This window comes from Sharpea azabuensis DSM 18934, from assembly GCF_000702165.1.
Classification (GTDB): domain Bacteria; phylum Bacillota_I; class Bacilli_A; order Erysipelotrichales; family Coprobacillaceae; genus Sharpea; species Sharpea azabuensis.
Map to the genome: position 1 here is coordinate 1 of NZ_JNKU01000032.1, position 17,143 is coordinate 17,143.

Below are 17,143 nucleotides of genomic sequence, written 5' to 3' on the forward strand. Positions count from 1 at the left end.
ATAGGATATCTTAACCTGGACAGCGAGGACGCCAACCTCTTCTTTCAGCTTATTACGCTCAGGTATGAAAAGAAATCCACAGTCATCACTACGAACAAGAGCCTTTCAAAGTGGAATGAGATATTTGGCGATCCGGTGATAACCAATGCCATTCTTGACAGGCTTCTGCATCATTCGCATATTGTGAATATCGTTGGACCATCATACCGGACAAAGGATGTTCTAGAGAAGCTTGAGGAATCAAAGAAAAAGGAATATCAAGCCACCTAAATTGGGGAATTTTAAATTACCCATTTTGGGGAAATTAATATTGCCATTATTACCCTGTAGAAGACAGAACGGCCAAGAATGTAACACCGGCAATCATAGAAGCTCTCGGAAAGCTTCCATCGGAACTGGTAAAAACGATAACCTTCGACAGAGGAAAGGAATTCGCGGAGTATGAAAAGATCGAAGCAGCATTAGGATGCAAAACCTATTTCTGTGATCCTTACTGTGCCTGGCAAAAAGGAACCAATGAGAATACGAACGGATTACTGCGGGAGTTTTATCCTAAAGGGATGGATCTATCCGAAGTGGACCCGGAGGAATTGAAAAAGAATCTGAATTTAATGAATAACAGGCCACGTAAATGCATAAAATATAAAACACCTAAAGAAGAATTACTGGGTAACTCATCGTAGGTGTTGCACTTAATTTGACAAATCATCGAAAGAAAAAAACTCAAATCAAATAAGAGCAAATGAACGCTCCCATTGATTTGAGTTTCTGTACATTTCTCCAAAAACGTATAAATTAACGTTTTGAGAACTGTGGTGCTTTACGTGCTTTCTTAAGACCGTATTTACGACGTTCTTTCATACGTGAATCACGTGTTAAGAAGCCAGCAGCCTTAAGTGCAGGTCTATAATCAGAACCTGCTTCTAATAAAGCTCTAGAGATACCATGTCTGATAGCTCCAGCCTGTCCTGAGTATCCGCCACCTCTAACGTTTACTCTAACATCAAACTTATCTTTTGTACCAGTTAATTCAAGTGGCTGATTTACGACCATCATTAAGATGTCGCTTTCAAGATATTCTCTTGCGTCAACGCCATTGATAGTGATTGTACCAGTACCTGGTGTTAACATTACACGAGCTACTGAAGATTTTCTTCTTCCAGTTCCTCTATACATTACGTCTGCCATTTACTGTTCCTCCCTATCCTTTAATCTTTAATTCTTCTGGTTTCTGTGCAGCATGTGGATGTTCTGCGCCAGCGTAAACATATAATTTCATTCCCTGCTTACGACCTAAAGTATTATGTGGAAGCATACCTTTAACAGCTGCTTCAACAAAACCTACAGGATCCTTTTCTCTAAACTGACGTGCAGTCTTGACTTTTAATCCACCAAGGAATCCAGTATGATGGTAATATTTCTTAGTATCTAACTTATTACCAGTCATCTGTACTTTGCTAGCATTTACAACGATAACATAATCACCTGTATCTACGTGAGGAGTGTAGGTAGGCTTATTCTTACCTCTTAATACACTAGCAACTTCTGATGCTAAACGACCTAAAGTCTGACCTTCAGCATCAACAACATACCATTTTCTTTCGATTGTGGCTTCTTTAGCCATTGTTGTCTGTCTCATCTTTTTTCTCCTTTTAATTAACCTTACCGGGGTCTTTATAAAAAGGTAGTTGCTGATAGAAAAAAACCATCTTCTTGATAAGTTGAAGACATAACTATCAGAAACAAACATCTCTTAAGGTGCGAAAGAGCACCTAAATCGACATCAATTATAATACCTTTGAAAAAGTACCTTGTCAATTGAAAAAAGGAAAAAAGCTATCTTTTTTCCTTTATTTTTTCAATCTGTTTTATTCTTTCTAATAGCCCAAAAGCATTCCCTATTCATAATAGACATGCTCTAAGTATAAGCCCTGTGGCTCTGCTTTAAACAAGCACTTTTTCTCGCCCTTACTTTCCAACAAATCAGCAAGAAAAGCTTTAGAGCGACGATGTGCCCCTACTTGAATAAGACCGCCTACAATCATACGTACCATATAACGGCGAAATCCATCGCCAACAAGCTTAAAAGTAAAATATCCGTCATTTTCAATAATATCAATATGATAGATTGTTCTGATCGTAGTACCCAATTGATCATAAACACAAAAAGAGGCGAAATCATGTGTTCCAACAAAGAGCTTAGCACAATCACACATGGCCTCTAAATCAAGCTTACCATATGGATATTGATAGATATAATCTCTTTCAAAGGGATTATATTCATTTGTTGATAATAAATAATGATATTCTTTCTTGATGGCACTATAACGCGCATGAAATTCCTCTCCTACCCGTTTGCTTTCTTTTATATAAACATCTTCTGGTAAGAAATGATTGATTGCTCTTTTCCATTGTTTGAAGGCGATATCTTTTTGGGTATCGAAATGAAAGACCTGATTGTGTGCATGCACTTTAGCGTCAGTTCGTCCTGATGAATGAATAACATTGTGTTCACCCGTAATCTTGTTGATGGCACATTCAATAACTTCCTGCACACTACGCTTGTCAGGCTGTTTCTGCCAGCCATAGAACTTTGTTCCATCATAGCTTACAACACATTGAATTCTCATAATATAAAGCTTAACCCCCAGATGCCAAAGAAAAGACATAGGACGAGTGTAATCGCAATCGTGTCATAATAATGCCAGTGTAACTGATGGAAGCGTGTACGCTTAGCTGACGGATTATAATTTCTACTTTCCATTGCGTTAGCGAGATCTTCAGCACGCTGGAAGGCTGAGATAAAGAGTGGAATAATCAATGATACGATGGCTGCAATCTTTTCTTTAAAAGTACCTTCATTAAAATCCACACCACGTGAAGCCTGGGCTTTCATGATACGCTGTGTCTCTTCCATTAAGGTTGGAATAAAACGTAAGGCAATGGAAATCATCATGGCGACTTCATGGACTGGAAAACCGACTTTTCTTAAAGGCTTCATCAAACGTTCTAAGCCAAGGGTCATATCAAGTGGTTTTGTTGTTGATGTCAGCATTGTTGTAAGACAGATAATCAGTACTAAACGAACAACAATATATTCCGTTTGACGAATAGCGCCAGAGTAGATTGGAACAGGTCCAAGACGATAGACAACATGCCCAATTCTGACAAAGAAAAGATTAAAGATGGTTAAAAAGAGAACCATGAAAATCATTGGCTTCATGCTTTTGAGAACTCTCTTAAAGGGAATCCTGCTAAGTAATAAAGCTAATAAGACAAATAATCCAATTAAGCCATAGCCAATAAATCCCGCATCAAAAAATACCGCAATCAACAACAATAATAATGATGCAATCTTAAGACGTGGATCGAGGCGATGTATAATCGAATGACCAGGCAGATATTGTCCAAATACGATATCATTCATGAAGCTCACCCCCTATCGCTTCAATAAGTTCATCAACACTCCTGATGGAAACAGGAAGATTGAATCCCTGTTGATTAAGCTGATGAATAAATGATGTGATAATAGGCAGATCGATGGATAAAGATTCAAGATATTCAGTTTCATTAAATAGTTCTGTAACTGAGCAGTTCTTTTCAATCTTGCCGTGATTCATGACAATCGCATGATCACAGTATTCAAGAACCTGATTCATATCATGAGTTACCATAATAACGCTCTTTCCTGTTTGCTGGAAATCCTTAAAGAGATGCATCATTTCCTTTGTTCCCTGGGGATCCAGACCGGCTGTTGGTTCATCAAGAACAAGAATATCAGGTTCCATCGCAAGAATGCCCGCAATCGCAACACGTCGTTTCTGTCCCCCGGAGAGTTCAAAAGGAGAACGCTCTAGATAGCTTTCATCAAGTCCTACCTTTACTAACATTTCACGTGCTATCTTTTTAGCTGTTTCTTCATCAACACCAAAATTCATTGGGCCAAAAATAATATCTTTTTCAATCGTCTCTTCAAAGAGCTGATATTCGGGAAACTGGAAAACCAGCCCAGCTTTTTTACGTAATGGCTTTAGTTTTTGTTTATTGTTTGGTGTGATGATGTAATCATCAATGCAAACTTCTCCTTGTGTTGGTATCAGTAAGCCATTGATATGTTGTATAAGGGTGCTCTTTCCTGAACCTGTATGACCAATGAGGGCTGTAAACGAGCCCTTAGGTATATTGAGATTAATGCCTTTGAGGGCATGATAGGCAAAGGGCGTATCAGGAGAATAGGTATATTCTACTTCTTTGAATGTAATTGCCATAATGTTTCTACGAGTCCTTTCTGGTCGATTGTTTCCTCGATTGGAAATCCCTTTTTCTTAAGCGCAGATGTAATCTTGTAGGCAAAGGGAACATCAAGGGCTAGTGATTCAAGAGTCTTTACTTCTTTGAGCACTTGATCAGGTGTTCCAGTTTGAATAATATGTCCATCTCCCATCAATATGACCTGGTCACTAATGGCAGCTTCCTCAATATCATGCGTAATGGAAAGAATTGTCATACCTTTTTCCTTATTGAGGCTATGTACAAGTTCATTAATTTCGCGTTTTCCTAGTGGATCAAGCATGCTCGTTGCTTCATCTAAAATAATGATTGATGGCGACATCGCAAGAATGCCCGCAATGGCTACACGCTGTTTCTGTCCTCCTGATAGCTTTGTAGGCTCATGATCTAGGAATTCATACATATTGACTTTTCTGGCATATTCTTCAATAATACCCTCCATCTTATTAGGATCAACACATAAATTCTCCAAGCCAAAAGCAATGTCATCACGGACAGTGGAACCAATAAACTGATTATCAGGATTCTGAAATACTATTCCAACCTTACTTCTCACATCATAGAGGGTATCGATTGTAAGTGGGATATGATCCACAATAATCTCACCTTCTCCCTCAAGAAGACCAATGAGTAATTTCGCAATAGTACTTTTGCCCGAGCCATTATGTCCTAGGATTGTTGTATAGCTTCCCTTAGGAATCGTAAATGAGATATCTTCTATTGTTTTTGCACCTGCTTCATATTCAAAAGAGAGATGTTTGACTTCAATCATATTTTCCATAGTAAATCCCCTTAATTGCCATTAAATTGTATTATTTTCCAATGTTTATGTCAAATTTAAAAAGACAGGCGAACCTGTCTAAAGCTTAGAATTATCCTCATCGATAAAGGCATATTCGGAAAAACTATCATCGATGTTTTCCGCTATTGTCAGTTTGTAATCTAAGTTCTTATTATAGTCTTTTGCAAAAATACCGGCATAGAGAATATCAAAGAGACAATTAATGCTTTCTGTTGAAGCAAAATCAGCAATCTTTGTATTCAGCATTTCTCTTGAAGAAATATGCAAGATGGCATCAGCTAAATGGGATAGCTCTGATTGCGAGATCGATGTAATAGCAACAATAGGTGTCTGGCGCTCTTTAAGCATATGAGCAACTTTCACCATTCTTGTTGTCTCACCACTATAACTAACAACAATCGCTGCATGCTTTGATGTACTCATTGCTGCCTGTAGTATCGGATCACTCATCATCAGGACATTCTTGTTGATAGTCTGCATCTTGTTCTGGAATAAGCGACCTGTATATTCATAGCAAGCTTTGGCATAAACATCTATGACATCAGCTTCGCTTAAGAGATTGATGGCTTTATTAAGCTCATCATGTTTTAATAGTTTTCTTGTATCTTCAGCAGTTTCGCTATGGAGGGTGAGAATATTATTCGCTATAGTCACAGCATCATCTTCTTCGACGAAGGGAATCGTCGCATCAATATCCTGGGACTGAAACATATAATGAAGCTCTTCAAGGAAGGCCTTTTTAAAATCACTCCAGCCTTTATAGCCAAGCTTTTTAGAAATACGCACAAGTAATGGTGCAGATGTATATGTCGCATTGGCGATATCCTGGATAGTCATTGGCTCAATGGCTTCAGATTGGCTAAGAATATAGCGTAAAATGACTTCTTCACTCTCCGAAAAGTGAGTATTCTGAATCTTATTGATGATCATATATATCTTTCCCCTTCAAACGGGTTTATTATAACGAATTGTGCATATTTTCGCAAACAAATTTCTATTTTCTCCGTATTTTTACAATTTTTTGTAAATAAAAAGAGCAGATGGTCAAGGCTGCTCTCTACTAACTTGAACGTCATGTCTTTTTTTGATGTGGTCGAAAGATATATAAAGTGGAGTTTGTATGAAGTTTCGACATGACAGTTATGAGTTAAATAACTTATTTCCAAGTACACCCGTACTATAACTTAAGATTGAGATCTTGTAAATAGCTCAAAGTGCTTCTTTAATACCGTTTACAAACTCCATTCTCTATTCACATATTTCTGTTAATAACATTAACACAAGGCTATTTTCTTCTAAAAGTCAACATCACCTTAAAGAGATCACCATCAACGCTTACTTCCATCTCACCATCCTGTGCTTCCATGAAGCTCTTGACAATTGCAAGACCAATTCCACTGCCTTCCTGAGCACGGGAGCTATCCCCACGTACGAATCTTTCAACGATTTCTTTTTCATTAAAATTCATTTTGGATACGGAGATATTCTTAAAGCTAATCGTAATAGCCTCTTCACTACTTACAGCATCAACATAAAAACGTGTTCCATTTAAGGCATATTTAGAAATATTTGTTAAGAGGTTTTCAAAGATGCGATAAGTCTTATCACCATCAAGCTTCAACATATAGCTATTGGTATCAAAGTTTTCCACAACTTCAATATTCTTGCTTAAAAGAATTTCATTGTTTTCAACTATGGATTGCTTCAATAAGGCAATAATATCAAGCTGAACACGTTCAAATGTCATCTTGCCTGAAGAAGCCTTGGCAATATCAAGCAGATCATCAAGCAAGCTTGTCAGATGATTCGTATATTTTGATAATTCTGCAACATATTGACGCTGTTCATCATTTAATGGCGTTGTCTCAAGTAATGTTGTGTAGTTCTTCACGACTGTTATAGGTGTCTTTAAATCATGGGAGACATTTGTAATCAGCTCACTTTTTGAACGAGCAGCTTCTGTTTCTAAGTCTACTGCTTTCTTGAAGCCTTCTGAGACATCATTCATCGCATTTCTTAAATCATCAAACTGATGGCATTCAAGGGTGTTGGGAGTAAAATCTCCCTCACTCATTGCCTCAGCCTGCTTGATCAGCTTATGATAGTTTTCCTGATGATCCTTGTACGCTTTTAATACCCAATGGTAGAGTACAAAGCCATAAACAACAAGTCCAACTACAGTTGCGATTTTGGCATAACGATTCATCAATAGCCATATTGTAAACCATAAACGGCGATATAAGTTAAGATCATTAAAATAGGAATAGCCAACAATTTTTACTTGTGGCAAGAGGATAATGAGTAAAACGATGACCATCTGGGTGCTGATGATCTTCGCTATTTGTTTTTTGGTTACCTTTGAAATAGGCATTTCCACAATATCATGTATTGTAGATTGCGTATTTTTCACAATCGCACCAATAACAGTCTTTGTCTTCAGATAATTCAACAAACCTGTTTTCAAAATATATTTGATGCCAAATGTCACGAGTGATACAGCAATGCCTATAATCGCGATACTCATGATGGATAGAAGCGGGAAGGCATAGGTTGTAATCTTTAATTCACTATAAGCTGCTGATGAACCTAAGCTGCCTGTCGCCATAAGCAAGAGTGCACTGATGGCAACCATGATGGAAATACCGATGACATGGCCAAGGAAGTACCAGTCTTTGACACTCTTGTAGGGATTAATATCTTCAACGATCTCCAATGGATAAAGCAGGACAAAAATGACAATCAGAATCATGGAAATTGCCGCTGCAAGTAAAGCATTGGTAAGTGAAGTATCATGCTCATTATAGAAAAGCATGTCCCGTGTCTGAGCATTTTTTAAATCCTTAGGGATTGTGATTGTTAGGGAGATGTTTTTAGGCTTGTTGATGGATACGACATTCTTGCCTAAATCAGGATAGGTATCCACAAGCTGGTCACTTAAATCTTCTCTTACTAAATCAAAATCATAAAAACTTAGATTATTTCCTGTACTTGTCACATTGCCTTCACTATCAAACTTGACTGTCAGCTTATAGTATTCGCCTTTATGTTTACGTGTATAAATATCACTTTTATTTGTCGAAGTGTTGGTAAAGTGATAAAGAATGTCCCCATTAAATTCTATTTCCTTAGCTCTTGTAGCCACCTGTTTCTGGAATTCTTTATTAATGGCTGCACGCGTGACTTCATCGACATTATTCGTAAATGTGAGATACTCATATGTGGGATCTACCTGCTTTGTTTCATAAAGAATAAAGCTGGCATAGAAATCAGAAATCATGCTGTTGGTGATGTCAAATTTCGTCTGACTTTCACGGCCATAATATGTTGAAAGCATAATAAATGAGCTAAAGGCTATCAATAATGAAAGGATAAGGACATAGATTCTTTTTGCTTTTTTCATGTAATCACCTTAGAGTTTTTCAATCTTATATCCAATCCCCCAGACAACTTTAAGATATTGTGGATGTTTTGGATCTTGTTCAATCTTTTCTCTTAATTTACGCACATGAACCATAATTGTTTCCGTATTGATGGCATCCTGACTCCATACTTTTTCATAGATTTCTTCAGCTGAATATACACGACCTGGAGATTCCATTAAAAGTTTAAGAATTTCAAATTCTTTTTTTGTAAGATGGACCATTTGGTTGTTGACATTTACTTCTCTACTAAAGAGATCAAGCTTGAGATTGCCAACAGTTAAATACTGGTTCTCTTGCTTAGTGATAGCTGGTTTGTCTAGAAACTTTTCATAGCGTCTTAAATGAGCATTGACCCTAGCCATGAGTTCAAGTGGTTCAAATGGCTTTGTTACATAGTCATCTGCACCAATGTTCAAACCTGTAATCTTGTCAATATCTTCATCTTTAGCAGATAGAAATATGACTGGAAAGTCATAGCTTTCTCTTAAACGTGATACAAAGGTCATACCATCCATCACAGGCATCATAATATCGACAATAGCTAAATGAATGTCCGGTGATATCTTCTTTAAAGCCTCAGCACCATTTTCTGCTTCAACAACCTCATAATTATGACTTTTTAAGAAAAGCTTTAAACTTTCTCTAATACCTTTTTCATCTTCAACAACTAATACTGTATGTTCCATATGTCACCTTTCCGCTTTCATCTTACATTGTAAGTATTAAGAAATATTATACATAAATCTTAAAAATTCCTAAATTTCCTCGCTATTATTAATACCACATTCAAGCATTTCATCAAGTGCTTTATGATAATCTTCTAAATTCTGTGCTTTTCTCAAATGTTTGAGAGGTTTCTTGGAGTGATCAAACATAATATACATATGTGCCCAGAGTTCCTTAAGCTTAAAAAGTACATCTTTGTCATATTTTAATGTTTCTCTTAAACCTTCTTCTAAGCTCTCAATGAATCTTTCAAAACGTTCCAGGGTTTCATTTTGTCCAGTTGTATACTCATCAATCAGATATGGTCTAGCAATCAGCCCTCGTCCAAGCATCATGCCCTCAAGTTTGGGATACTTTTGTTCAATAGCTTTGATATCAGCAATTGTCTTGATATCACCATTGTAGACTAATGGCGCTTTGATATCCTTATAGAAAGCATCAAAAGCTGCCAAATCAACTGACCCTTTATACATCTGTATGCCTGTCCGGGGATGAACAATGAGCTTATCGATGGGATACTTATTATAAAGGGAAATAAGCGCATCTAACTTGCTTGTATCCTGGTAGCCTATTCTTGTCTTAAGAGAGATCTTTAAGCCTGGAGAAGCCTTAAAAATCGCATCTAAGTAGCCATCAAGATTATCAAGATCATCAAGCATAGCACTCCCCTTGTTTTTCTTTGTCACAGTTGGTGAAGGACATCCTAAATTGAGATTAACTTCTCCATAACCTAATTCCATGAGCTGCCTTAAAGTATAAATAACATCCTCAGCATTCTTTGATAGTATCTGTGGCACTACATCAATGTTCTGATTATTTGCTGGATTGATATCAGAGCTTTCTCTTGTTTTAAGATGATGGTGATGATGGGGAGCAATAAAAGGCATATAGTATTGATCAATCCCTTTATAGATGGCATTGTGGCTATTGCGGTAAACATAGTTCGTAATACCTTCCATGGGTGCAAAATAGTATTTCATAAATTCCTCCAAAAGAAAAAGCGGGTCAAACCCGCTTGATACTATAATAACTGTAAAACTGCCATAGTAGCATTATCGCCACGACGGTTATAAGTCTTAACAACTTTTGTATAACCACCATTACGATCAGCATACTTAGGAGCAACATCATCAAATAAAGTCTGAACAGCTGTCTTACCAGTATTTGGATCTACAACGTCCTGAAGTACTGCAGCAGCCTGTCTTCTAGCGTGTAAGTCGCCACGCTTACCTAAAGTAATTAACTGTTCTACAACACTCTTAACTTCCTTAGCTCTTGTATCAGTAGTTTCAATCTTACCATACATGATGACATCAGTAGCTAAGTTACGTAACATTGCTTTACGGTGAGACTGAGTCCAACCTAATTTTCTATTCTTTGCCATAACTAACTCCTCTCAAGTATTAACGAATTAGTCAACAGGCTTGAAGCCTAAACCTAATTCAAGTAATTTTTCTTTGACTTCCTTTAAAGACTTCTTACCAAGATTTCTCACCTTGATCATATCGTCTTCAGTCTTATTAGCTAATTCCTGAACTGTCTGAATACCAGCACGTTTTAAGCAGTTATAAGAACGTACAGATAAATCAAGTTCTTCAATAGTCATATCTAAGACCTTATTAGTTGTATCTTCCTCTTCTTCACTCATGACTTCCATATTCATGGCTTCATCAGTTAATTCAACGAACATATTTAAATGTTCAACTAAGATCTTAGCAGCTAAGGCCAAGACTTCATGAGGCTTGATAGAACCATCAGTAGTAACTTCCATAGTTAATTTGTCATATTTAGCTGTCTGACCTACTCTTGTAGGAACTACTTCATATGCAACATTAACAACAGGTGAGAAGATGGAATCAGTTGGAATAACACCAACAGTATCCACAAACTTCTTATTCTGGTCACTACTCATATAACCTCTATCCTTGCGTGCATACATTTCCAAGTGTAAATGTCCGCCTTCTGCAACGTGGCAAAGGACAAGGTCATTAGAGATCATTTTAACTTCAGAAGGGCACTGAATGTCAGCACCAGTGACTGTTGCAGGTCCGTCTACGTCGACAACCATTGTCACATCTTCATCACTATCTAATTCAAAGACAAGCTTCTTGATAGCAAGGATAATATGAGTCACATCTTCTACAATACCATCTACGGCGCAGAATTCATGGATTGCTCCATCCATCTTGATCGCATAGACAGCTGCACCAGGCATAGATGATAACATGACTCTTCTCAGAGCGTTACCAATAGTTGTCCCAAAACCTCTTTCTAGAGGTTCAACAACAAACTTTGCATAATTATCATCTTCATTATAAGTTTCAACTGAAAAGTTTGCTTTTTCGAACTTTTGCATATTTCCCTCCTAAGAAATTAATCTAATTAATTCGAATGAGAAATTCTTATCCACGAGGGCGTTTTGGTGGACGACAGCCATTATGTGGGATTGGAGTTACATCAGTGATTGCAGTAACTTCTAAGCCAGCAGCAGCTAAAGCTCTAACAGCAGCTTCACGTCCTGGGCCTGGACCCTTAACGTCAACTTCGATTGACTTCATACCATGTACCATTGCAGCCTTAGCAGCAGCTTCTGCAGCCATCTGAGCAGCATATGGAGTTGATTTTCTTGAACCTTTGAAACCTAATGCACCAGCACTAGACCAAGTTACAGCATTACCCTGTTCATCAGCGATTGTTACGATTGTATTATTGAATGTTGAATGAACGTGAGCAACACCTTTAGCTATATTCTTCTTTACTCTTCTCTTACGAGTTGTCTTCTGAGCCATTGTTTAACCTCCTGTCCTACTTCTTCTTGCCAGCGATAGGTCTTGCTTTACCTTTTCTTGTTCTGGCATTTGTCTTTGTTCTCTGTCCTCTTACAGGTAAACCTTTTCTATGACGGATACCTCTATAAGAACCGATTTCCATTAAACGTTTGATGTTTAACTGAGTTTCACGACGAAGGTCACCTTCAACCTTGATCTTTTCAACTTCTGATCTTAACTTTGTTTCTTCAGCTTCTGTAAGGTCCTTAACTCTTGTATCTTCAGATACGCCTGCAGCCTTACAAATATTCTTTGCTGTAGTATTACCAATACCATAAATATAAGTTAATGATACCACAACACGTTTATCACGTGGGATATCTACACCTGCTATACGAGCCATTCGCTAAATTTCCTCCTATTAACCTTGTCTCTGCTTGTGTTTAGGGTTTTCGCAGATGACCATTACTCTACCCTTACGTCTAATTACTCTGCATTTATCGCAGATTGGTTTTACAGATGCTCTTACTTTCATCTTGCTTCACTCCTCTAAGTAAAATTTACTTCTTTCTGAATGTGATGCGCCCACGTGTTAAATCATATGGAGAAATTTCAACGGTTACTTTATCCCCTGGTAAAATGCGAATGTAATTCATACGGATTTTACCAGAAACGTGAGCTAAAATAGTAACACCATTCTCTAGGGCAACTTTAAACTGCGCATTTGGCAGAGTCTCAACTACTGTTGCCTCTACTTCAATTACATCATCTTTCTTTGCCATACTCTACTCCTTCTAAACTTTAGTCATGATCTCATATCCGTCATCAGTGATGGCTACTGTATGTTCATAATGGGCTGCTAAAGAGTGGTCTTTCGTCTTTGTTGTCCAACCATCACGAAGCACAACAACTTCTTCACCGCCTAGATGAGCCATTGGCTCTACGGCAAGACACATTCCCTTCTTTAAGCGTGGCCCTCTATGGGCAGCACCCCAGTTAGGAATACTAGGATCCTGATGAACTTCAGTACCAATTCCGTGACCGGTATAATCTCTAGGTGTGGTACAGCCTTGACTTTTAAGATAGACTTGTACTGCATGCGAAATGTCACCTACACGGTTGCCTGGTTTAACCTGTGCTAACCCTGCATAAAGTGCCTCTTCACATACTTTCATGAGACGTTTCACATCATCAGATGGATTGCCGATTGCATATGTCCATGCACTGTCGCCATGATATCCTTTCCAGCATGCTCCAACATCGACAGAAAGAATATCTCCGTCCTTTAAAACATAGTTAGATGGGATGCCATGAACAACCGTATCATTAACCGACGTACATACACTACCAGGAAAATCGTATAAATGCAAGAAGGAAGGCGTACAACCTTCATTTCTTATGATTTTTTCGCAAAAATCAGCAACTTCCTGCGTTGTTAAGCCTGGTCGGAGGAACTTTTCCAACTCTTTGTGGACAAGTCCCACCACATGACCGGCATGTCTCATCAATTCAATTTCCCTTGAATCTTTGATAGTAATCATTATAAAGCCTCCAAACATTTCTTAATATCAGAATAGACATCATCCATTGACTGATCACCATTAATGTTTGTAAGCATACCTTTCATCTTGTAATAATCGATCAAAGGTCTTGTCTGTCCTTCATAAGTACTCAGTCTGACCTTAACAGCAGCTTCTGTTTCGTCTTCACGCTGGTACAATTCGCCACCACAGTTGTCACAGACACCTTCAACTTTAGGTGGTTTATACATAATGTGGAATGTAGCACCACAATTCTTACAAGTTCTTCTGCCAGATAATCTCTTCTTTAAGACATCAAAGTCAACATCAAGATTAATGACTGCATCAATCTTAAAGCCCAATGATTCTTCAAAGTACTCAAGTTCTCTAGCCTGAAGAATTGTTCTTGGATAACCATCTAGAATAAATCCATTCCCGAAATTGTTCATGTTTTCTTTAAGATAGTCATAAACCATTTCATTAGTGAAGTCATCAGGAACAAGTCGACCAAACTTTGAGAAATAATCAGAGATAACTCCAATACTTGTCTGTTCACGATGAGCTTTACGGAATAAATCTCCCGTAGAAATCTGCGTCAAACCAAATTCCTTTACTAATTTTGCCGCTTGTGTCCCTTTTCCTGCACCAGGAGGGCCCATTAAGATAATATTCATAATTTCGCTCCTTCATTTATGTGATTTTATTACTGTCTGATATATCCATGATATTCTCTTCTTGTGAGAATACTTCTGATCTGGCGCACTGTTTCAAGAGCAACACCTGCTACGATGATCAAACCAGTACCACCAAGCGTTAATTGGTTATCACTCGTTGCACTCCAGATCAATGGAGCAATGATAGGAATAGCTGCGATGATTGTTAAGAATAAAGAACCAGCAACAGTTATTCTATTGAGAACAGTTCCAATGAACTTCTTTGTATCATCACCTGTACGGATGCCAGGAACGGCTCCGCCACTCTTCTTTAAGTCATCCGCAATTCTTCTTGTATCAATCTGTAAGTTAGAATAGAAGAATGTGAATAACACAATCATCACAACATACAGAATAAAGCCTACAGGCTTCTGATAGTTAAGAATGTTATCAATCATCTGCGTTGTCTTAGTACTGTCCATAAAACTAATAACTGTTCTTGGTGCTGCTAAAACTGATGCTGCGAAGATGACTGGGATAACGGATGAAGAGTTAATTTTTAATGGTAAGTTTGTACTTTCCTTTGTACGCATAACTGTCTGTGTATTGTTTGTTGCATAGAAGATTGGAATCTTACGAATACTATTTTCAGTAAAGACAACAAATACGACAATAGCAACATAAACAATAATAAACAAAATATACCATAAAGTTGAAGTAATAGCAGCCTGTGTTGACTTCCAGCTTACCATTGCATTGTAACTAGCAATGAATTGCTGTGGTAAGTTTGCTACGATACCAGTGAAGATCAATAGAGAAGTACCGTTACCGACACCCTTTTCTGTAATCTGATCACCTAGCCACATTGCAAACATCGAACCAGTAATCATGATAATTACAACATAAGCATATGTCCAGATAGTAGGATTTGTCAAGATACCATAACCTTTATCAAAGGCATAAGTTAAACTGCCACCTTGGATGAGACCAAGAACAAGGGTTAAATATCTTGTTACTCTATCCTTCTTTTTCTTACCGTTATTACCTTCTTTGTTCCATCTTGCAAGAACAGGAATAACGTCCATTGAAAGTAATTCAATGATGATGGAAGCAGTGATATATGGAGAGACACCCAATGAGAATAATGAGAATCTTTCTAAAGTACCACCACCGAGCAGATTCATAATGCCAAATATTCCGCTATTAGTAGCTGATGCACTAATGGCATCAGCATTAATATACGGAATAGTAATAGCTGCTCCTAAACGGAATACAAATAGTAATCCTAACGTAAAGACGACCTTACGACGCAATTCTCCTTTTTTAAAGACACTCTTTAAAAAGTTAAGCATCTTAGATCACCTCAGTTTTTCCACCAGCTGCTTCAATTGCTTCTACGGCACTCTTAGAGAACTTGTTAGCTTTAACAGTTAAAGCTACTTTTAATTCACCATTGCCTAAGATCTTTAAACCATCTAAAGACTTCTTAACTAAGCCAGCATTCATTAATACTTCTAAGTCAACAACTGAGTTTGGTTCAAATGCATTTAAAGATTCAACATTCACAATTGCATATTCTTTTCTGTTTACGTTTGTGAAACCACGTTTTGGTAATCTCATGAATAATGGAGTCTGTCCACCTTCGAATCCAGGTTTCTTACCTCCACCACTTCTTGCGCCCTGACCTTTCTGACCACGACCAGAAGTCTTACCATTACCAGAACTTGTTCCACGTCCTACACGGTTTCTCTTTGGACGAGAACCTTCAGTGTACTTTAATTCGTTTAATTTCATAAATACACCTCCTACTGTTCTTCTACGACTGTTACTAAGTGAGATACTGTCTGGATCTGACCTTTAACATAATCGTTCATTTCTAATTCAACACTCTTGTGCATCTTTGTAAGTTTTAAAGCTTTCAAAGTATCCTTCTGGTTTTTCTTAGCACCAATAGGGCTCTTTGTCAGCGTAATTGTAACCTTTGCCATATTAGTTCTCCTTAACCATAAATTTCTTCAACAGTCTTATCACGAAGTTCAGCAACCTTTTCTACTGACTTCATTTCAGCAAGACCATTTACTGTAGCTCTTACCATGTTAATTGGTGTTCTTGAGCCAAGAGATTTAGATAAGATATCAGTATAACCAGCTAATTCAACAACCGCACGAACTGGACCACCAGCGATGATACCAGTACCTTTAGCAGCTGGTCTTAAGAATACATGACCAGATTTGAATGAACCTGTGATTTCATGAGGAATTGTACCATTCTTCATTGGAACTGTAATAAGGTTCTTTTTAGCTGCTTCACTTGCTTTTCTAATTGCATCTGGGACTTCATTAGCTTTACCAGTACCAAAACCAACTCTGCCTTTTCTATCACCAATAACAACTAGAGCTGCAAAACGCATTTTTCTACCACCCTTTACTACTTTAGTAATACGGTTGATAGTAACGACACGTTCTTCGAATTCCTTCTGTTCTCTAGGTCTTCTTTTATTGTTACGTCCATTTCTCTTTGGTCCACGTCTATTATTTAACTTATCGTTTTTAGGACCATTAGTATTTGGATTACGCTCCATTGTTTAACCTCCTGTTAGAATTTCAAGCCAGCTTCTCTAGCAGCTTCTGCTAAAGCTTTGACTCTACCATGATAGATATAACCACCACGATCAAATACTACTGTTTCAATATTCTTAGCTAAAGCACGCTTAGCTACTTCTTCACCGACTTTTGTAGCAGCCTCTACGTTTCCGCCATTTTCTAACTTCATGTCAAGTGATGAAGCAGATGCTAATGTTACACCATTAACATCGTCAATCACCTGAGCATAAATGTTAGTGTTAGAACGGAAGACATTAAGACGAGGGCGTTCTGGTGTACCAGAAATCTTCTTACGAACTCTGAGGTGACGTCTTAAACGTACATCATTACGAGATTCTTTGTTTGCCATGACTCGATTT

The 17,143-nt window shown here is 37.8% G+C and carries 24 protein-coding genes and 1 pseudogene; 2 read left to right on the forward strand and 23 right to left on the reverse strand.

Annotated elements, in window-relative coordinates:
* Together T529_RS0107585 and T529_RS13675 are read left to right on the forward strand one after the other, a co-directional pair.
* A partial coding sequence (locus T529_RS0107585) for an ATP-binding protein (protein ID WP_033163017.1) occupies positions 1-270 on the forward strand: 270 nt, incomplete at its 5' end.
* Between the two features lie 53 nt (positions 271-323).
* Positions 324-683, forward strand: a pseudogene (locus T529_RS13675) (IS30 family transposase); the annotation flags it as partial.
* Between the two features lie 112 nt (positions 684-795).
* Here the strand turns inward: T529_RS13675 and rpsI are convergent.
* From rpsI to rplR, 23 genes are all read right to left on the reverse strand, one after another.
* A complete protein-coding gene (gene rpsI / locus T529_RS0107590) occupies positions 796-1,188 on the reverse strand; it encodes a 30S ribosomal protein S9 (protein ID WP_033163018.1) in 393 nt (130 codons plus the stop codon).
* Positions 1,189-1,201: 13 nt separating this feature from the next.
* Positions 1,202-1,639, reverse strand: coding sequence for a 50S ribosomal protein L13 (gene rplM / locus T529_RS0107595; protein WP_033163019.1), 438 nt, complete (start codon positions 1,637-1,639; stop codon positions 1,202-1,204).
* A 259-nt stretch (positions 1,640-1,898) separates the two neighbouring features.
* The gene (gene truA, locus T529_RS0107600) at positions 1,899-2,630 is read right to left on the reverse strand and encodes a tRNA pseudouridine(38-40) synthase TruA (RefSeq protein WP_051646911.1); all 732 of its coding nucleotides are present in this window, start codon (positions 2,628-2,630) and stop codon (positions 1,899-1,901) included.
* Positions 2,627-3,427, reverse strand: a complete 801-nt coding sequence (locus T529_RS0107605) for an energy-coupling factor transporter transmembrane component T family protein (protein WP_033163020.1) — start codon at positions 3,425-3,427, stop codon at positions 2,627-2,629. The genes truA and T529_RS0107605 overlap by 4 nt, the downstream gene beginning before the upstream one ends.
* Positions 3,420-4,268: an energy-coupling factor transporter ATPase gene (locus T529_RS0107610; RefSeq protein ID WP_033163021.1), complete on the reverse strand. Its 849-nt coding sequence runs from the start codon at positions 4,266-4,268 to the stop codon at positions 3,420-3,422. Before T529_RS0107610 ends, T529_RS0107605 begins: the two co-directional genes overlap by 8 nt.
* Positions 4,244-5,071, reverse strand: a complete 828-nt coding sequence (locus T529_RS0107615) for an energy-coupling factor transporter ATPase (protein ID WP_033163022.1) — start codon at positions 5,069-5,071, stop codon at positions 4,244-4,246. Before T529_RS0107615 ends, T529_RS0107610 begins: the two co-directional genes overlap by 25 nt.
* 78 nt (positions 5,072-5,149) lie before the next feature.
* A complete protein-coding gene (locus T529_RS0107620) occupies positions 5,150-6,022 on the reverse strand; it encodes a MurR/RpiR family transcriptional regulator (protein ID WP_033163023.1) in 873 nt (290 codons plus the stop codon).
* 355 nt (positions 6,023-6,377) lie between these two features.
* On the reverse strand, positions 6,378-8,492 hold the full coding sequence (locus tag T529_RS12585) for a sensor histidine kinase (protein WP_051646912.1): 2,115 nt from the start codon (positions 8,490-8,492) through the stop codon (positions 6,378-6,380).
* Between the two features lie 9 nt (positions 8,493-8,501).
* Positions 8,502-9,200: a response regulator transcription factor gene (locus T529_RS0107630; protein WP_033163024.1), complete on the reverse strand. Its 699-nt coding sequence runs from the start codon at positions 9,198-9,200 to the stop codon at positions 8,502-8,504.
* A gap of 69 nt (positions 9,201-9,269) precedes the next feature.
* Complete coding sequence (locus T529_RS0107635) at positions 9,270-10,220, reverse strand: tRNA dihydrouridine synthase (protein WP_033163025.1); 951 nt, start codon at positions 10,218-10,220, stop codon at positions 9,270-9,272.
* A gap of 41 nt (positions 10,221-10,261) precedes the next feature.
* Positions 10,262-10,624, reverse strand: coding sequence for a 50S ribosomal protein L17 (gene rplQ / locus T529_RS0107640; protein WP_033163026.1), 363 nt, complete (start codon positions 10,622-10,624; stop codon positions 10,262-10,264).
* A 27-nt stretch (positions 10,625-10,651) separates the two neighbouring features.
* Positions 10,652-11,596: a DNA-directed RNA polymerase subunit alpha gene (locus T529_RS0107645; protein ID WP_033163027.1), complete on the reverse strand. Its 945-nt coding sequence runs from the start codon at positions 11,594-11,596 to the stop codon at positions 10,652-10,654.
* A gap of 46 nt (positions 11,597-11,642) precedes the next feature.
* On the reverse strand, positions 11,643-12,029 hold the full coding sequence (gene rpsK, locus T529_RS0107650; RefSeq protein ID WP_033163028.1) for a 30S ribosomal protein S11: 387 nt from the start codon (positions 12,027-12,029) through the stop codon (positions 11,643-11,645).
* A 16-nt stretch (positions 12,030-12,045) separates the two neighbouring features.
* On the reverse strand, positions 12,046-12,411 hold the full coding sequence (gene rpsM, locus T529_RS0107655) for a 30S ribosomal protein S13 (protein ID WP_033163029.1): 366 nt from the start codon (positions 12,409-12,411) through the stop codon (positions 12,046-12,048).
* A gap of 18 nt (positions 12,412-12,429) precedes the next feature.
* The gene (gene rpmJ, locus T529_RS12815) at positions 12,430-12,543 is read right to left on the reverse strand and encodes a 50S ribosomal protein L36 (RefSeq protein WP_074731372.1); all 114 of its coding nucleotides are present in this window, start codon (positions 12,541-12,543) and stop codon (positions 12,430-12,432) included.
* Between the two features lie 25 nt (positions 12,544-12,568).
* On the reverse strand, positions 12,569-12,790 hold the full coding sequence (gene infA / locus T529_RS13140; RefSeq protein WP_033163030.1) for a translation initiation factor IF-1: 222 nt from the start codon (positions 12,788-12,790) through the stop codon (positions 12,569-12,571).
* A 12-nt stretch (positions 12,791-12,802) separates the two neighbouring features.
* Positions 12,803-13,549, reverse strand: coding sequence for a type I methionyl aminopeptidase (gene map, locus T529_RS0107665; protein ID WP_033163031.1), 747 nt, complete (start codon positions 13,547-13,549; stop codon positions 12,803-12,805).
* Positions 13,549-14,202: an adenylate kinase gene (locus T529_RS0107670; RefSeq protein ID WP_033163032.1), complete on the reverse strand. Its 654-nt coding sequence runs from the start codon at positions 14,200-14,202 to the stop codon at positions 13,549-13,551. Before T529_RS0107670 ends, map begins: the two co-directional genes overlap by 1 nt.
* 29 nt (positions 14,203-14,231) lie before the next feature.
* Positions 14,232-15,533, reverse strand: a complete 1,302-nt coding sequence (gene secY, locus T529_RS0107675) for a preprotein translocase subunit SecY (RefSeq protein WP_033163033.1) — start codon at positions 15,531-15,533, stop codon at positions 14,232-14,234.
* A 1-nt stretch (position 15,534) separates the two neighbouring features.
* Positions 15,535-15,975 (reverse strand): 50S ribosomal protein L15, encoded by a 441-nt coding sequence (gene rplO, locus T529_RS0107680; protein WP_033163034.1) that lies wholly within the window; start codon positions 15,973-15,975, stop codon positions 15,535-15,537.
* A gap of 11 nt (positions 15,976-15,986) precedes the next feature.
* Positions 15,987-16,169: a 50S ribosomal protein L30 gene (rpmD, locus tag T529_RS0107685; RefSeq protein WP_033163035.1), complete on the reverse strand. Its 183-nt coding sequence runs from the start codon at positions 16,167-16,169 to the stop codon at positions 15,987-15,989.
* An 11-nt stretch (positions 16,170-16,180) separates the two neighbouring features.
* On the reverse strand, positions 16,181-16,762 hold the full coding sequence (gene rpsE, locus T529_RS0107690) for a 30S ribosomal protein S5 (RefSeq protein WP_033163036.1): 582 nt from the start codon (positions 16,760-16,762) through the stop codon (positions 16,181-16,183).
* Positions 16,763-16,776: 14 nt separating this feature from the next.
* A complete protein-coding gene (gene rplR / locus T529_RS0107695) occupies positions 16,777-17,133 on the reverse strand; it encodes a 50S ribosomal protein L18 (protein ID WP_033163037.1) in 357 nt (118 codons plus the stop codon).
* Positions 17,134-17,143 lie beyond the last annotated feature (10 nt).

What these genes read in the sequence shown, in the direction of transcription:
- rpsI (WP_033163018.1), bottom strand. Translation starts at nt 1,188, where the DNA reads ATGGCAGACGTAATGTATAGAGGAACTGGAAGAAGAAAATCTTCAGTA.
- rplM (WP_033163019.1), bottom strand. Translation starts at nt 1,639, where the DNA reads ATGAGACAGACAACAATGGCTAAAGAAGCCACAATCGAAAGAAAATGG.
- truA (WP_051646911.1), bottom strand. Translation starts at nt 2,630, where the DNA reads ATGAGAATTCAATGTGTTGTAAGCTATGATGGAACAAAGTTCTATGGC.
- T529_RS0107605 (WP_033163020.1), bottom strand. Translation starts at nt 3,427, where the DNA reads ATGAATGATATCGTATTTGGACAATATCTGCCTGGTCATTCGATTATA.
- T529_RS0107610 (WP_033163021.1), bottom strand. Translation starts at nt 4,268, where the DNA reads ATGGCAATTACATTCAAAGAAGTAGAATATACCTATTCTCCTGATACG.
- T529_RS0107615 (WP_033163022.1), bottom strand. Translation starts at nt 5,071, where the DNA reads ATGGAAAATATGATTGAAGTCAAACATCTCTCTTTTGAATATGAAGCA.
- T529_RS0107620 (WP_033163023.1), bottom strand. Translation starts at nt 6,022, where the DNA reads ATGATCATCAATAAGATTCAGAATACTCACTTTTCGGAGAGTGAAGAA.
- T529_RS12585 (WP_051646912.1), bottom strand. Translation starts at nt 8,492, where the DNA reads ATGAAAAAAGCAAAAAGAATCTATGTCCTTATCCTTTCATTATTGATA.
- T529_RS0107630 (WP_033163024.1), bottom strand. Translation starts at nt 9,200, where the DNA reads ATGGAACATACAGTATTAGTTGTTGAAGATGAAAAAGGTATTAGAGAA.
- T529_RS0107635 (WP_033163025.1), bottom strand. Translation starts at nt 10,220, where the DNA reads ATGAAATACTATTTTGCACCCATGGAAGGTATTACGAACTATGTTTAC.
- rplQ (WP_033163026.1), bottom strand. Translation starts at nt 10,624, where the DNA reads ATGGCAAAGAATAGAAAATTAGGTTGGACTCAGTCTCACCGTAAAGCA.
- T529_RS0107645 (WP_033163027.1), bottom strand. Translation starts at nt 11,596, where the DNA reads ATGCAAAAGTTCGAAAAAGCAAACTTTTCAGTTGAAACTTATAATGAA.
- rpsK (WP_033163028.1), bottom strand. Translation starts at nt 12,029, where the DNA reads ATGGCTCAGAAGACAACTCGTAAGAGAAGAGTAAAGAAGAATATAGCT.
- rpsM (WP_033163029.1), bottom strand. Translation starts at nt 12,411, where the DNA reads ATGGCTCGTATAGCAGGTGTAGATATCCCACGTGATAAACGTGTTGTG.
- rpmJ (WP_074731372.1), bottom strand. Translation starts at nt 12,543, where the DNA reads ATGAAAGTAAGAGCATCTGTAAAACCAATCTGCGATAAATGCAGAGTA.
- infA (WP_033163030.1), bottom strand. Translation starts at nt 12,790, where the DNA reads ATGGCAAAGAAAGATGATGTAATTGAAGTAGAGGCAACAGTAGTTGAG.
- map (WP_033163031.1), bottom strand. Translation starts at nt 13,549, where the DNA reads ATGATTACTATCAAAGATTCAAGGGAAATTGAATTGATGAGACATGCC.
- T529_RS0107670 (WP_033163032.1), bottom strand. Translation starts at nt 14,202, where the DNA reads ATGAATATTATCTTAATGGGCCCTCCTGGTGCAGGAAAAGGGACACAA.
- secY (WP_033163033.1), bottom strand. Translation starts at nt 15,533, where the DNA reads ATGCTTAACTTTTTAAAGAGTGTCTTTAAAAAAGGAGAATTGCGTCGT.
- rplO (WP_033163034.1), bottom strand. Translation starts at nt 15,975, where the DNA reads ATGAAATTAAACGAATTAAAGTACACTGAAGGTTCTCGTCCAAAGAGA.
- rpmD (WP_033163035.1), bottom strand. Translation starts at nt 16,169, where the DNA reads ATGGCAAAGGTTACAATTACGCTGACAAAGAGCCCTATTGGTGCTAAG.
- rpsE (WP_033163036.1), bottom strand. Translation starts at nt 16,762, where the DNA reads ATGGAGCGTAATCCAAATACTAATGGTCCTAAAAACGATAAGTTAAAT.
- rplR (WP_033163037.1), bottom strand. Translation starts at nt 17,133, where the DNA reads ATGGCAAACAAAGAATCTCGTAATGATGTACGTTTAAGACGTCACCTC.